Annotated in this window: 16 protein-coding genes; 8 read left to right on the forward strand and 8 right to left on the reverse strand. The window is 74.2% G+C overall.

Annotated elements, in window-relative coordinates; genetic code table 11:
* Positions 1–132 precede the first annotated feature (132 nt).
* A complete protein-coding gene (gene hmgA / locus ACZ4M8_RS16240) occupies positions 133–1,473 on the forward strand; it encodes a homogentisate 1,2-dioxygenase (RefSeq protein WP_467607589.1) in 1,341 nt (446 codons plus the stop codon).
* Between the two features lie 16 nt (positions 1,474–1,489).
* Entirely contained in the window at positions 1,490–2,239 is a 750-nt protein-coding gene (locus tag ACZ4M8_RS16245) for a GntR family transcriptional regulator (RefSeq protein ID WP_467607592.1), read from the forward strand.
* A 19-nt stretch (positions 2,240–2,258) separates the two neighbouring features.
* On the opposite strand, the gene ACZ4M8_RS16250 is transcribed toward ACZ4M8_RS16245, so the two are convergent.
* Positions 2,259–3,617 (reverse strand): MFS transporter, encoded by a 1,359-nt coding sequence (locus ACZ4M8_RS16250; protein ID WP_467607593.1) that lies wholly within the window; start codon positions 3,615–3,617, stop codon positions 2,259–2,261.
* Positions 3,618–3,827: 210 nt separating this feature from the next.
* On the opposite strand from ACZ4M8_RS16250, the gene ACZ4M8_RS16255 reads away from it, so the two are divergent.
* Positions 3,828–5,066: a type ISP restriction/modification enzyme gene (locus ACZ4M8_RS16255; RefSeq protein WP_467607595.1), complete on the forward strand. Its 1,239-nt coding sequence runs from the start codon at positions 3,828–3,830 to the stop codon at positions 5,064–5,066.
* A 153-nt stretch (positions 5,067–5,219) separates the two neighbouring features.
* On the opposite strand, the gene ACZ4M8_RS16260 is transcribed toward ACZ4M8_RS16255, so the two are convergent.
* The 4 genes from ACZ4M8_RS16260 to rpmB all read right to left on the reverse strand — a co-directional run bounded on the left by ACZ4M8_RS16260 (position 5,220) and on the right by rpmB (position 7,398).
* Complete coding sequence (locus ACZ4M8_RS16260; RefSeq protein ID WP_078654008.1) at positions 5,220–5,483, reverse strand: hypothetical protein; 264 nt, start codon at positions 5,481–5,483, stop codon at positions 5,220–5,222.
* A gap of 252 nt (positions 5,484–5,735) precedes the next feature.
* Positions 5,736–6,545 carry an SGNH/GDSL hydrolase family protein gene (locus ACZ4M8_RS16265; RefSeq protein ID WP_467607597.1) on the reverse strand — a complete coding sequence of 270 codons (810 nt, stop codon included), beginning with the start codon at positions 6,543–6,545 and terminating at the stop codon, positions 5,736–5,738.
* Positions 6,546–6,856: 311 nt separating this feature from the next.
* The gene (rpsN, locus tag ACZ4M8_RS16270; protein ID WP_399093202.1) at positions 6,857–7,162 is read right to left on the reverse strand and encodes a 30S ribosomal protein S14; all 306 of its coding nucleotides are present in this window, start codon (positions 7,160–7,162) and stop codon (positions 6,857–6,859) included.
* Positions 7,162–7,398 (reverse strand): 50S ribosomal protein L28, encoded by a 237-nt coding sequence (gene rpmB / locus ACZ4M8_RS16275; protein ID WP_467607600.1) that lies wholly within the window; start codon positions 7,396–7,398, stop codon positions 7,162–7,164. The genes rpsN and rpmB overlap by 1 nt, the downstream gene beginning before the upstream one ends.
* A 64-nt stretch (positions 7,399–7,462) precedes the next feature.
* On the opposite strand from rpmB, the gene rpmG reads away from it, so the two are divergent.
* The 5 genes from rpmG (at position 7,463) to ACZ4M8_RS16300 (ending at position 10,442) form a co-directional block, all read left to right on the forward strand.
* Positions 7,463–7,627: a 50S ribosomal protein L33 gene (rpmG, locus tag ACZ4M8_RS16280; RefSeq protein WP_467607601.1), complete on the forward strand. Its 165-nt coding sequence runs from the start codon at positions 7,463–7,465 to the stop codon at positions 7,625–7,627.
* A 95-nt stretch (positions 7,628–7,722) separates the two neighbouring features.
* Positions 7,723–7,989, forward strand: coding sequence for a type B 50S ribosomal protein L31 (locus ACZ4M8_RS16285; RefSeq protein ID WP_467607603.1), 267 nt, complete (start codon positions 7,723–7,725; stop codon positions 7,987–7,989).
* The gene (locus ACZ4M8_RS16290) at positions 7,986–9,152 is read left to right on the forward strand and encodes a CobW family GTP-binding protein (protein ID WP_467607605.1); all 1,167 of its coding nucleotides are present in this window, start codon (positions 7,986–7,988) and stop codon (positions 9,150–9,152) included. Before ACZ4M8_RS16285 ends, ACZ4M8_RS16290 begins: the two co-directional genes overlap by 4 nt.
* An 80-nt stretch (positions 9,153–9,232) precedes the next feature.
* On the forward strand, positions 9,233–9,469 hold the full coding sequence (gene rpsR / locus ACZ4M8_RS16295; protein ID WP_467607607.1) for a 30S ribosomal protein S18: 237 nt from the start codon (positions 9,233–9,235) through the stop codon (positions 9,467–9,469).
* A gap of 112 nt (positions 9,470–9,581) precedes the next feature.
* A complete protein-coding gene (locus ACZ4M8_RS16300) occupies positions 9,582–10,442 on the forward strand; it encodes a hypothetical protein (protein ID WP_467607609.1) in 861 nt (286 codons plus the stop codon).
* Between the two features lie 70 nt (positions 10,443–10,512).
* Here ACZ4M8_RS16300 and ACZ4M8_RS16305 read toward each other — a convergent pair whose 3' ends face one another.
* The 3 genes from ACZ4M8_RS16305 to ACZ4M8_RS16315 all read right to left on the reverse strand — a co-directional run bounded on the left by ACZ4M8_RS16305 (position 10,513) and on the right by ACZ4M8_RS16315 (position 13,897).
* Positions 10,513–11,214, reverse strand: coding sequence for a L,D-transpeptidase (locus tag ACZ4M8_RS16305; RefSeq protein ID WP_467607611.1), 702 nt, complete (start codon positions 11,212–11,214; stop codon positions 10,513–10,515).
* Between the two features lie 177 nt (positions 11,215–11,391).
* Complete coding sequence (locus ACZ4M8_RS16310; protein ID WP_467607612.1) at positions 11,392–12,672, reverse strand: alpha/beta hydrolase; 1,281 nt, start codon at positions 12,670–12,672, stop codon at positions 11,392–11,394.
* A 112-nt stretch (positions 12,673–12,784) separates the two neighbouring features.
* On the reverse strand, positions 12,785–13,897 hold the full coding sequence (locus ACZ4M8_RS16315) for a trypsin-like serine peptidase (protein WP_467607615.1): 1,113 nt from the start codon (positions 13,895–13,897) through the stop codon (positions 12,785–12,787).
* Positions 13,898–13,900 lie beyond the last annotated feature (3 nt).

Genomic DNA, 13,900 nt, shown 5'->3' on the forward strand with positions numbered 1-13,900 from the left:
GTACGGGGCCTTCCGGGCGGCGGGCCGTCGAGATCCGGCCAGGGCGTCCGGGAGTCTCCGTTGACGCCCCTCCCCGCCAATCCTAGGGTTTCCCATAGGATTCCAGGTTTCCTCGATCGGCGGGAGCGCACGATGACGGGTACGGGCACGGAGCGGACGGACGCGGCGGCCGGGGAGCCGGACCTCACGTACCTCACCGGATTCGGCAACGAACACAGCTCCGAGGCGGTGCCCGGCGCGTTGCCCGAGGGCCGCAACTCCCCCCAGCGGGCGCCCCTCGGCCTCTACGCCGAGCAGCTCAGCGGCTCCGCGTTCACCGAACCGCGCGACCGCAACCACCGCTCGTGGCTCTACCGCATCCGCCCCTCGGCCGCCCACCCGCCGTACACCCGCGTCGCGCGGCGCGGAGTGCGCTCGGCGCCGTTCACCGACTCCGTGCCCGACCCCAACCGGCTGCGCTGGGACCCGCTGCCCGCGCCGCAGGAGCCGACCGACTTCGTCGACGGCCTGTGGACGCTCGGCGGCAACGGCGACGCGACGCAGCGCACCGGTATGGCGGTGCACCTCTATCACGCCAACTCCTCCATGACGGACCGGGTGTTCGGCGACGCCGACGGCGAGCTGCTGATCGTGCCGGAGAGCGGCGCGCTGCTGCTGCACACCGAGTTCGGCGTCCTGCGCGCCGCCCCGGGCGAGATCGCGCTGATCCCGCGCGGCGTCCGCTTCCGCGCCGTGCTGGCCGGCGACCACGCCCGCGGGTACGTCTGCGAGAACTACGGCCGCCCCTTCCAGCTCCCCGACCTCGGCCCGATCGGCGCCAACGGCCTGGCGAACGCCCGCGACTTCCGCGCCCCCATCGCCGCGTACGAGGACACCGAGCGGCCCGTCGAGGTGCTCCACAAGTTCTGCGGCAACCTCTGGAGCGCGACGTACGACCACTCCCCCCTCGATGTCGTCGCCTGGCACGGCAACCACGTCCCGTACGTCTACGACCTGCGCCGTTTCAACGTCATCGGGTCGATCAGCTACGACCACCCGGACCCGTCGATCTTCACCGTGCTCACCTCGCCGTCCGACACCCCGGGGCTGGCCGGGGTGGACTTCGTGGTCTTCGCGCCGCGCTGGCTGGTCGGCGAGGACACCTTCCGGCCGCCGTACTTCCACCGCAACGTGATGACGGAGTACATGGGCCTGATCGAGGGCGCGTACGACGCCAAGACCGGCGGGCGCGGCGGGTTCGTGCCCGGTGGCGGCTCGCTGCACAACATGATGTCGGCGCACGGCCCGGACCGGGAGACGTTCGAGCGGGCGAGCGCCGCGGAGCTGGCGCCGCAGAAGATCGATGACGGTCTGGCCTTCATGTTCGAGACCCGCTGGCCGCTGACGCTGACCGGTCAGGCCGCCGGCGCCGACCACCTGCAGCGCGGCTACGACGACGTGTGGCAGGGTCTCCAGCGCCATTTCCGCCCGTGACACCGGGGGACGCCCTGTGACGACCTTCGCACCCGACTCGCTCGCGCTGAACCGCAAACTGCCCCTGTGGTACCAGGTTTCGCAGTCACTGCGCGCCTCCATACTGGGCCGCTCCCCGGACGCGCCGCTGCGGCTGCCGACCGAGGACGCCCTCGCCGCGCACTACGGCGTCAGCGTGCTGACGATGCGTCAGGCACTCAAGGAGCTGGAGACGGAGGGGCTGATCAGCCGGCACCGGCGGCGCGGCACGTTCATCGAACCGCACGCCCGGCGCGGCGCCCCGGTGCGGCTGCTCGGTTCGGTGGACGCGATCGTGGCCCAGCAGTCCGGGATGACCTCCCGGCTGCTGGAGCACGGCCCGGTGCCGGTGCCGCCCGATGTCGCGGAGTTCTTCCCCGGACTGCGGGAGGTCGCCGGGTACGTCCGGCTGCGCAGCGACGAGGAGAGCGGCGAGCCGACCAACCACGCCCGCAACTACGTCCACCCCGAGGTCGCCGCCCGTATCGATCCGGCCGATCTGGAGCACCGGCCGATGACGAAGGTGCTGCGGGACACCGTCGGCGTCCGGATCAGCCGGATCACCGACACCGTCGAGGCGCGGCTCGCCGACCCGGCGACCGCCCGGCTGCTGCGGGTGCCGCTGCTCAGCCCGATCCTGCACTACACCGGCGTCACCTACGACGAGTCGGGCCGGGCGGTCGACGTCACCCACATCCACTACCGCGGCGACCGGTTCTCCTTCACCGTCACCCTGGACGCCGACTGAGGCCGCGGGCCGCTTCCCGTCAGATCCGTTCCAGACTGCGGCCGGTGGTCCGCGGCCCGAGCAGCGCCACGTCCAGGCAGAGCAGCACCATCAGCGCCGCCGAGCCGGTGAAGACGCCCACCGGGCCCAGTTCGGTGAGGACGCCCAGCGCGACGAACGGCAACACCACCGACGTCAGGCGGGAGAGCGAGTACGCGATGCCGATGGCGCCGGCCCGCAGCCCGGTCGGGAAGATCTCGGTCTGGTAGACGTGGAAGGCGTTGGAGAAGACGTTGCTGCACACCGTCAGCAGGAAGCCGAAGGTGACGATCGCCCAGGGCGCGGCGGCGAAGCCGAAGGCCAGGCCGCAGGCGGCTGTGCCGAGTGCGGCGGCGATGATCAGCGTCCGGCGTTCGATCCGGTCGATCAGCGGGACGGAGAGCGCCGAGCCCAGCGGATAGCCGCAGTAGCTGAGCGCCGCGTAGAGCAGGGAGTCGGTGACGGTGTGGCCCTTGGCGGTCAGCACGACCGGCGCCAGGGAGCCGAAACCGTAGTAGCCGACGGTCTGGAGCACCTGGAAGATCCACCACATGACGGTCCGCCGCCGGTAGGCGCCGCGGAGCAACTCCCCCAGCGGCACCGGGCGCTCCGGCGCGCTCTCCGTCTCCGGCACCGAGGGCAGTGTCCCGCCGCCGGCCGCCGCCTCGTCCTCCAGCCGCGCGACGATCGCCTCCGCCTCCGCCTCCCGGCCCCGGACGGCGAGCCAGCGCGGCGATTCGGGCAGTCCGCGCCGCATCACCTGGATGAAGGCGGCGCCCAGCGCGCCCGCGATCAGCAGCCAGCGCCAGCCGTCGATGCCCAGCACCCGCTCCCCGGCGACCAGCCGCGCGCCGAGCAGCGCCGCGACCGGGACGCCCAGGAAGCCGACGGTGTACGCGTACGCCACGTAACGGCCGCGGACCGCGCGGGGCAGGAGCTCCGCGAGGTAGGTGTCGACCAGGACCAGTTCGGCGCCGAGGCCGAGGCCGGCGAGGAAGCGCAGCGCGAGCAGTGTGCCCAGGTCCGGGGCGAAGGCGGAGAGCAGGGAGAAGAGGGAGTAGGTGCCGAGGTTGACGAGGAGCATCCGGCGCCGCCCGAGCCGGTCGGCGAGGACCGACAGGACGTTGGCGCCGGCGAACATGCCGAGGAATCCGGCGGCGATCACCCAGGACTTCGCGGTGTGCCCCAGGCCCCACTTCTCGGCGAGGACGGCGGCGAGCACCCCGCCGAGGAAGATCTCGTACAGGTCGAAGAAGGCGCCGACGCCGACGATCAGCGTCATCCTGCGGTGGCTGCGGGTCGGCGGCAGCCGGTCGAGGCGGGCCGCGGTCCGCGCACCGGCGACGGCGGTCTGCGTCATGGGCGTTCTCCCTCCGTGCCCCGGGCCGGGCGCGGCGCTCTCCGCTCGGCCACCGGGGCGTCGGGCCAGGACCGTACCCGCCCACATCACGGAGCGGAACCCCGCGTTCACCCCCTGGGCACGGAAGGCCGCCACCGCCCCGCGGGCCGGACCCCGCCCGCGCGTCCTACGATGCCGGGGTCGGCCGAACGGTCCGGGAGGGACTTGCCTGTGACGGCGAAGCAGGACGCGCCACTGCTGTCCGATCTGCTGCCCTGGTCGGTGCCGCCGCTGCGGCCCGGCCGCACCTGGGTCGCCGGCCCCGATCCGGCGGCGTTGCGCCGCCGCTGGGAGACGCTGGCCGCCGCCGGTGACCCCGCCGAACGCGCCCGGCTGCTCCACCCCTCGCGCGCCCGCACCCCGTACACCGTCGTCGGCCAGCTGCCCGGCCAGGCCACCGCGACCGGTGCGCTGGCCGACGCACCGGGGAGCTGCCCGGAGCCGGTGCGGTACGCCCACGGCGGCCACGACCTGCGGTGGCTGCTCCCCGACCACCGGCTGCTCGACGTGGCCCGGCCGGAGCTGTGGCGGGTCGCCGACGCCCGGCAGCTCTTCGTCGTGGAGTGGGCCCCGCAGCCGCGTGGTACGCAACCGCCGCTGCTGTGCACGGCGGTACTGCCCGACGGGCGGTCACCGGCCGGCCGGGCCGGGCGGATCCGTCCGCTCCACAGACGGCCCGGCGGCGCCGAGCCGAACCTCGCACCGGGCCTGATCGCCCTGCTCACCGAGCGGCTGGCCCGCCCGGTGGCGCCCGTCGACGTCCTGGCCTGGGCGATGGCGGCGGCGCGCCCCGCCGCCGGCGGCTGCGCGGTGCCGCTGCCCGCGGACGCCGCGCTGTGGGAGCGCGGGGTGGCGCTCGGCGCCCGCCTGCTGTGGCTCCAGACCCGCGGGGCGCACGAGCGCGGCGGCCCGGCCGGCACCCGGCCCCGTATGCCGGGCGGCCGCCGCCCGTACGTCCGCGCCCCGCTGCCGCCCCGCGGACTGCCCGCGGACTGCGCGTACGACGCGGACGAGGAGGCGCTGCTGCTCGGCGCCGGGCGGATCGCGCCCGTCCCGGCGGGCGCCTGGGCGTACCACGCGGACGGGGTGCGGGTCCTTCAGGAGTGGTGTGCGGCGCGGTCGGCGGGGGCCGGGGCGGACGGTGCGGAGCCGCTGGCGGCGCTCGGTACGGACGGCTGGCCGCCGGAGTGGACGACGGAACTGCTGGAGCTGGTCACCGTGCTGGCGCTGCTGGCGGAGCTGGAACCGGAGCGCGCGGCGCTGCGGGAGGAGGCGGCGCGGGCGCCGGGCATCGGGGTGGATCAGCTGCGGGCGGCCGGGGTGCTGCCGGTTCCGGCGCGGGCCCGGCGCCCGGCGTCCGTCCTCGACCATCAGGAGGAGGGGCCGGGCGGGCAGTTCGCGCTGCTGTGAGCGCGCCGGGCAACGGGCCCGGAAAAGGGAGAACCACCCGTCAGGGGCGCCGGGTGGTGGGTGGCGGTGCCGTCCCGGGCCGGGTGGGCGGGGGGGGGCCGCCGTCCCGCACCGGGACGGCGTGGCCGCCGGGGTGCCGAGGTCAGCTGCGGGTCAGCCGTGGCCGCCGAACAGCGAACGCCGCAGCCTGCGCAGCGGCGCGAACAACGACACCCGTGCGCCGCGGCTGCGCCGCGTACGCATGTGATCACGAGCCGTCAATTCCTGCATCAGTGACGTGGCGCCCTGCGCCTCGCGCTGCGGGATGGCAGGGCCGCCCAGCACCGCGAGGTGACGGTCGAGGCGCGCACTGGACGCGCCGCTCTTGCAGGTGATGGCAGGGACTCGCGCCCTGCTGCGCACTGTTATCTGTTCCATGACTCTCCCCACCCGTACGAGGGCACCCGGCCCCGGGCAGGGTAACCCTATCTCTCCCCGAGGACACACGTGCAGACCGGCCATCGGTTTCACCTGCCTCGCCGTGGTGTTGTCCGACACCCTACGGAAGATCGCGTACGAGGGCGCGCGGAGGGCGAGTTGATCCCCCGGCGGGGCGGGGCCGGGCGGGGGAACGCGCCGCGGGAGGGCCCCCGATCGGGGAACCCTCCCGTACAGCCGAGTGGGCGCGGGTCAGGCGGCGGAGCGGAAGACCGGCAGGTAGCCGTCGGACTGACCGGCGGCCGTGGGGTGGTACGACTCGTCGATCGGCACGGTGACACTGTGCAGCCAGGGGCTTCCGGAGCACAGTTCGTGGCCGGCGAAGGTGGAGTTGACGTCGGCGAAGGTGAAGCCGTGGTCGGCGGCGCGCTCGGCGATGACGCCGTTGATCTCGTCGGCGGCGCCGTTGATGGCCGCGCGGGACTTCTCGGACAGGCCCACGGAGCAGCTGCCGTCGAGCTTGTAGAAGTGCGGGTAGCCCAGGACCACCACGTGGGCGGAGGGCGCCTTCTCGGATATGGCGCCGTAGACCCCGTCGAGCCGGCCGGGGAGCGTGTTGTCTATGTAGCCGACGGCCTTTTCGACGGCCGCCAGGCAGGCGCTCTCGCCCTGGAGGGCGCAGGTGGTCATGGTGTCCGTGAACCCGGCGTCGTTGCCGCCGACGCTGATGCTGACCAGGCCGGTCGAGGAGCTGAGCGGGGCGAGCTGGCCGCTGAGCACATCGTCGGTCTTCGCGCCGGAGCAGGCGGTGAAGTCGAAGGACGAGGGGGAGTTGGCGGCCGCCCACAGCGCGGCGTACGCCTTCGTGCTGCGTTTGCAGGAGCCGCTGGCGCTGTCGTAGCTGCCGGCGCCGACGCCTGCGGAGTAGGAGTCGCCGAGGGCCACGTAGCCGGTCGCGGCCAGGGGCCGTTCGGCGGCGGTGGCGGCGCTCGTGCCGGTGAGCGCGAGTGCCATGGCGGCGAAGAGGGCGGACGTCGCCTTGGCGACGCGGGACAGTCTCATGGAACCTCCCTGAGGCAGGATCTCTGCCGACTCGTTAGTAGCAGGACTGACGAGTAACCGGAAGTGCTCATGTCAAAAGTCGTGGAGAGTTCACGGCAAGTGCCCCGGTTTGTTGGGGGAGTTGTCCGCCAGAGAGCACGACTTCAGCCCCGTCCGCCTCATCCGCACCGGATACCCCGGCGCCCGGCGGAACGCAGCCACCGCGCCCGCTCCCCGAGGCTCCGGCGCGCCCCGCCCCGACGCCGCGCGGTGCCGCGCCCCGACGGGACGCAGCACCGCGGACACCGGGCGCGGAGCCCGGCGCCGGAGGGTCACCAGGACGACTTGGTGACCCCGGGGAGGAATCCGGCGTGCGCCTGCTCGCGCATCCGCACCCGGGACATCCCGAACTTGCGCAGATGGCCGCGGGGGCGGCCATCGACACTGTCGCGGTTGCGCACCCGCGTCGCGCTGGCGTCGCGCGGCTGGCGGCGCAACTCGGCGAGAGCGGCGGCGCGTTCGGCGTCGCCGGACGAGGGACGCCGGATGATCTCCTTCAGCTCGGCGCGGCGGGCCGCGTAGCGGGCGACGACCGCCTTGCGCCGTTCGTTCTTCGCGATCTTGCTCTGCTTGGCCATCAGACCTTCCCTCCTCGCGCGCGGATCCGCGCGACCGCCGCTTCGACACCGATGACGTCCACCGTCCTGATCGCACGGGCGCTGAGCGTGAGGCGGACGTGGCGCCCCTCACTCGGCAGCCAGTAGCGCTTGCGCTGGATGTTCGGGTCGAAGCGGCGGGAGGTGCGGCGGTGCGAGTGGGAGATCGCGTTGCCGAAGCCGGGCCCGGCTCCGGTCAGTTGGCAGTGGGCGGACATGAGACGGGTCACCTTTCCCTGGAACTGTTTTCGGTAATGAAAACCATTCCCATATAGTAGCGGTATGGCTCGCAACGAACTCCGCCCGGTCGCGAAACTCCGCTCCACCGCCGGGACCGGCTACACCTACGTCACCCGCAAGAACCGCCGGAACGACCCCGACCGCCTCGTCCTGCGCAAGTACGACCCGGTCGCCGGCCGGCACGTCGACTTCCGCGAGGAGCGCTGAGCGGCCCGCACCGCCGTGACGGACCGCACGGACCCCCGTACACACCGAAGACCCCGCACCCGCGAAGCAGCCGGAACAGACAGGAAAGACCCGCCATGAAGCCCGGAATCCACCCCGCCTACGGCCCCGTCGTCTTCCGCGACAAGGCCGCGGGATTCGCCTTCCTCACCCGCTCCACCGCCACCTCCGACGCCACCGTCGAATGGGAGGACGGCCGCACCTACCCCGTCATCGACGTGGAGATCTCCTCGCACAGCCACCCCTTCTACACAGGGCAGACCCGCGTCCTGGACACCGCCGGACGCGTCGAACGCTTCGAGCGCCGCTACGGTCTGCGGGACGAACGGCGGGGCGGCCGATGAGCGGCACCGGACACCGGCTGCCCGTCGTCCTCGTCGGCGGGCTGCACGCCGAGGCCCGGCAGGAGGTCGTCCGGCGGCTGCTGACCGCCGTACCGGACGCCGTCGCCCTCCACCACGACCTCACCGCCGCGTCCGGCGGCACCGTGCTGCGCACCCTCCGCGACGCCGCCGGCGAACTGTCGCGCGGTGAAACACCGCTGGTCAACGACTGTGCCTGCTGTGCGCTGCGGGAGGATCTGGTCCCCGAACTCCGGCGGCTGGCCGGCAGCGGACTGCACCGGCTGGCCGTCGTGGAACTGTGGGACTCGGTGGAGCCGCGCGCGATGGCCGAGGTCGTCGCGGCGCACGCCGGGCAGGAGTTGCGCCTCACCGCCGTCGTCACCGCCGTCGATCCGGCGCTCGTCCTGCCGGTCCTGGCCAACGGTGACGACCTCGCCGAGGCGGGGCTCGCCGCGACCGCCGCCGATCAGCGCACCGTCGGCGACACCTGGGCCCGGCAGCTGGAGTACGCGCCGGTCCTCGCCGTCGTCGACAGCCCGGACGCCGATGACGCCGACCACGCGCTGCTGGCCCAGTTGCATCCGACGGCGCGCCGGATCCCGGCGGCGTCCGGGCTGCTGGTGCGGGCCGCGCTCGGCGAGGACGGCGGGTTCGACGTGGACGCCGCGGCGGCGGCCCAGCATCCGGCGTGCGCGCTGCTGCCGCAGGAGGCGGACGAGTCCGGCGTCACGACCCTGGTCTGGCGCCGCCACCGCCCCTTCCACCCGGAGCGGTTGTACGAGGCGCTGGAGGACCTGGCGTGTGCGGCGGCCCGCAGCCGCGGCCGGTTCTGGCTCGCCGACCGCCCGGACACCCTGCTGTCCTGGGACGCCGCCGGGGGCGCCCTGTGCGTGGAGAACGCCGGGCCGTGGCTCGCCGCGCTGCCGGACGCCGCCTGGGAACTGGTGCCGCCGGTACGCCGCGCGGCCGCCGCCCTGGACTGGCACCCCGAGTACGGCGACTGCTGCCAGCACCTGGTCTTCACCGCCCCCGGCCTCGACCGGGACGGTCTGGCGCGGCTGCTCGACTCGTGCCTGCTGACGGACGCCGAGTGCGCCGCGGGCCGCGAGGCGTGGAAGCGCCTGCCGGCCGCCTTCGACGCGCTGCTGGAACCGGCCTCCTGAGCGCCCCGGGGCGCCCGCCACGGCTGCCCGGCAACCCGCCCCTCCCCCCACTCCCCCGCCACTCCCCGAAAGGTCCCGCCATGCCCCGCCGTCCCGCGCCCCGTAAGGCGTCCCGGCCCCGCTCCAACCCGCTCGACCGGGCGGGCATCACATACGTCGACTACAAGGACACCGCGCTGCTGCGGACGTTCCTCTCGGACCGCGGCAAGATCCGCAGCCGCCGGATCACCCGCGTCACCGCCCAGCAGCAGCGGCAGCTGACCCGCGCGATCAAGAACGCCCGGGAGATGGCACTGCTGCCGTACGCGTCCCGCTGACCCACCGGCACGTCCGCCCTTGCCCCGCCTTTGTCCAGGCGGGGCAAGGGCTTTTCGTCGCGCTCCCGGCGCATGCCCGGCCGCCCGGAAGGGCCCGACGGGGCGTCAGCTGGTGAAGTGGCTGGCGGCCAAGTACGACGTCCCGCTGGACCGGCGCCACATACTCGGGCACGACAACGTCCCCGGCCCCTCGGACGACACCCTCGCCGGTATGCACTGGGACCCGGGCAACGCCTGGGACTGGACGCGCTTCATGCGGCTGCTCGGCGCGCCCGTCGACGCGGGCGCGCGGGGCGTCGGCCCGGTCGGCTCGGCGGTCACCATCACCCCGGGCTTCGAGGAGAACCAGCAGACCTACACCGTCTGCCCCGCCGACGATCCGTCCGGCAAGGTGACGGAGTGCGGGCCGCGGCGCGGGCCGTCCAGCGCCCTGTTCGTGCGCAGCACGCCCGGCGAGGACGCGCCGCTGCTGCTCGACCCGGTCGTGCACACCGGCAAGGACGCCAAGGCCGGGACGGACGCCGTCGCGGACTGGAGCACCACCGTCCAGGCGGGGCAGCAGTTCGTGGTGGCCGGTCAGGAGGGCGACTGGACCGCCCTCTGGTTCGACGGCCGGAAGGGGTGGATCCACAACCCCGGCGGCCGGAACACCACTCCGGCGAAGGACGTGCGGATCGTGACGCCGGCCGGTACGGGCGCGGCCCATGTGTACGGCACGGCCTACCCGCAGGAGTCCGAGTACCCGGCGGAGGTGAAGCCGTCGAAGCAGACGCCGCTGACGGCCGAGAACTACGGCATCCGCGCGGGTCAGGCGTATGTCACCAGCGGTGAGCCGGAGGCCGCGGCGGACTTCTCGCCGTCCGACGGCAAGGTGGTGCACGGCGCGAAGCGGTACTACACCGTGCAGTTCAACCACCGGTACGTCCTGGTGGACGCCTCGGAGGTCACCGCGGCCGCGCCCGCGCGGCGCTGACCGCCGTCCCGCACGCACCGGCGCCCGGGACCGTCGCGGTCCCGGGCGCCGTCGTGTGCGGTGCGGCGGATCAGGTGCCGGGCTTGCGGCCGTAGACGAAGACGTCGTCGCCGGTGGACAGGAGCTTCCAGTACGCCTTGGCGTCGGCGGTGCGCATGTTGACGCAGCCGTGCGAGCCCGGGGCGGACCAGACGCTGCCGCTGATCGCGTGGAACGCCTCGCCGCCGTCGAAGAACTGCGAGTACGGCATCGAGACGTGGTACAGCGACGACACGTGGTTCTTGTGCCGCCAGTAGACCTTGTGCAGGCCGGTGCGGGTCTCGTTGCCGTTGCGGCCGGTGCGGACCGGCACCGGGCGCTTGACGAGGTGCCGGCCGTCCTGGATCCAGCTGATCTGCCGGGTCAGGTCGACGCAGGCGATCCGGCCGCGGTTGACGGGGCAACGCCCGGCGCGGTTGGGGTTCGAGCGGGCGTCCTGCTGCCGCTTGACGACCTTCATCATCTGCCAGGTGACGGGACCCGCGTAGCCGTACTGCGGGTGGATCGCGTGGCTCACCTGGAACGCGCGGATCGCCCGGCAGTCGCCCTGGGACTGCTTGCCGTCGGCCTTGCGGCCCAGGAACTTCTCGGCCTGCTTCTGGTACGGGCCCTGTGCGCCGCCGCACCAGGAGCCGGACGCGGCCTGCGCGGGCGCGGCGCCCAACCCAGCCAGCAGCGGGGCGAGCACCGTGCCCGCCATCGTGTACGCGGCGACCCGGCCGCGACGGCTCATCCTGAATCTCGCCATATGTCTGATCCCCACCTCAACTCGGCCCCGCCGTCGCCTCTTCGGCGCTACGGGCGGGCGCGGGGCGGACGGCGCCCGCCCCTCGACCCGGTTCAGATTAAACGGTGGGGCACAACCCGTGGGAGAGGCCGGAGAGCTGCCCGGCGTGCCGGTGCGGCCCGGTCACTTCCCGGCGACGGACGTCGTGACGGTCCCGGCCGGCTCGCCGGGGAAGGGCCGTTCGCCCTTCAGGTAGGGCAGGCGGTCCGTGCGGCCCTGGAGGTAGCGCTCGAAGAAGGCGGTCACACGGTCGCCGGTGATCCGCCGCTGGCGTTCCTCGGGCAGCCGCCGGTGGTCCTGCCGCGGGGTGTCGCGGTCGAGGTACTGGGTGCGGCAGGTGCCGGGGCGCCTGCCCGGTTCGGCGTCGTCGTGGGCGGCGACCTGACCGCTGGAGGGCGACCACTGGCGGTTGTAGAAGTCGTGGTTGCCGCCGGTCAGCGTGTACTTGTAGAGCGGCGCCCGGGTCGCGGCGCGGTTCTGCTCGAAGTAGTCGCCGGTGTTGACGGCGTCGCAGGTGCCCCACATCACGGCGAACGGCGTCCGGGTCACCGGCTCGCCGTCCCAGGTGGCGGTGGGCGCGAGGGCGAAGGCCGCCTTGATGCCGATCCCGGCGGGCAGGTCCGCGCGGTGGGCGTCGGAGATCTCCTGCATGACCCCGCCGCCGCCCATGGAGTGGCCGAGGAGTCCGACCCGTCCCAGGTCGAGACGGCCGCGGAAGTCGGCCCGTACGGGGGAGCCGTCGCGGGCGTCGGTGAGGGCGCCGCGCAGCGGTCCGTCGCCCGAGACGGTCAGGCGCTGCCAGAGCCGCAGATGGCGCTCGATGAGGGCGGCGCGTACCCGGTAGACGGAGTCGGCCTGGCCGGAGTCGGTGGCGTTGATGCCGTTGGTGCCGACCGAGACGACGACGAAGCCGCGGGCGGCCAGGGCGCGGCCGAGGTGGTCGTAGCCGGTGCTGCTGGGGATCGGTGCGGTGCCCCGGGCGCAGGGCCAGGCCCAGAGCGCCTCGGCGGCCTTGGCCATGAGGGCTTCCTGGCGGGCGGCCTCGGCCTTGTCGCCCCGCTCCAGGGCCTGTTCGCGGGCTGTCTCGGCGGCGGTGTGCCGGGCCTGCGCCCCGGCGTCGGCGCAGGTCTCCCAGTGGCCGTGCTGCATCAGGACCACGGGGTGCGGGCCGCCGGTGAGCCGCGCCGGGTAGTACACGGTGCCCGCGAGTTCGCTGCGGCCCTTGTAGCCGAGCGCGGCGGGCGGGGTGAACGCCCGGTCGCCGAGGTCGTAGCGGGCCTCCCGCACGGCGGGCGTGGTGGACGGCGCGGGTGCGGCGTGCACCGGCGCGGTGACGGCGGCGGCGCCGAGGGCGCAGCCCAGCGCCGTCAGGAACAGCCCGCGGCGGACGGTGGTTTTCTTCATGGTCGGGATCCTGATCGTGGTGCTGTACGGGTCGGGGCCGCGCGGCGGGACGTACCGGGGCGCGGGTGGGGCCCGGCGGCGGCGCGTACGGTGCCGCCGCCGGGCGGAGCGGTCAGCTCAGCCGCTCGGCCGTGTCGTGGAGCGGCTTCGTCAGCGCGGTGGTGAACTGCGGCCCGACGAGGTGCCGTACGCATCCGGGACCGGCCGCCTCCTCGCACGCCTTCCCCTTGGCGTCCATGAAGGCGGACTGGGTGTTCACGCCGATGACGTCGCCCCGCCCGGTGGCGGCGGAGAAGCCGTTCAGCCGGGGGCCGCCGCTGGCGCCGCCGCCCATCACGCACGCCGTGCCCCAAAGTCCCGCGGGCTCGGTGTGGTCCGGGGTGCCCGGGTACTGCCGGGGCCCGCCCGCGCAGTACGCGAGCTCCCGGCCGGTGTACTCGGGCAGCCCCTCGCGGGCCGGGTCGGCGGCGGCCCGGGGGTAGCCGAACTGGACGGCCGTACGGTGACCGGGCGCGTCGTAGGCGATTCCCTGGGCGGCGCCGGTGGCCTGCGTGAGGGTCTGGCCGCGCTCGTTGCGGCCGACGACGGCGAAGCCCTGGTCGTGAGCGTCGAACCGGGCGTGGATCTGGTCGTTCTCCAGCCAGACGGAGTTGACCACCGACCAGCGGACCACGAACGTGCCCCGGGGGGCCTCGCCGTCGTGGTACCCGGGGACGTACAGGACGTTGCGCTGCCATTCGTTGTGCTCACCGGCGAGATCGGTGGCGTTGAGGCAGTGGCCGGCGGTCACGACGGCGTTGCCGTTCGCGCTCTTCACCGCCGTCGCCGTGCAACTGGCGTCCTCCCCGTGGTCGGTGAAGAAGAGCCGCCCCACGGTGGCGGCGGTGTCCCCGCCCTTCTTCCAGGGCGCGCCGTCCTCCCCGGAGCGCGGCGGGACGTCCTTGAGCGGGGTGTTGAGCGCGGCGATGCGCTCGGGCGTCCAGTAGGCGCGTACCCGCTGCTCGTCCTCGGCGGTGGCCGCCGCCGGGTGCGCCAGCACCTTCCCCTCGGACGGGGAGCCGCCCGGCACCGGCGCCGCCGGAGCCGGCGGCACGTACGCCGCGGTGAGCCCGAACGCGACGGCCGCGGTCACCGCCGCCCGCCGCGCGAAGCGCCCGGACGCGGAGGGACGTACGGCGGCGCGCGCCGCCGGAGGTGCGCCGGTACGGGCACGGGTGTCGCGCATGGA

The organism is Streptomyces sp. NPDC027185 (genome assembly GCF_055567035.1).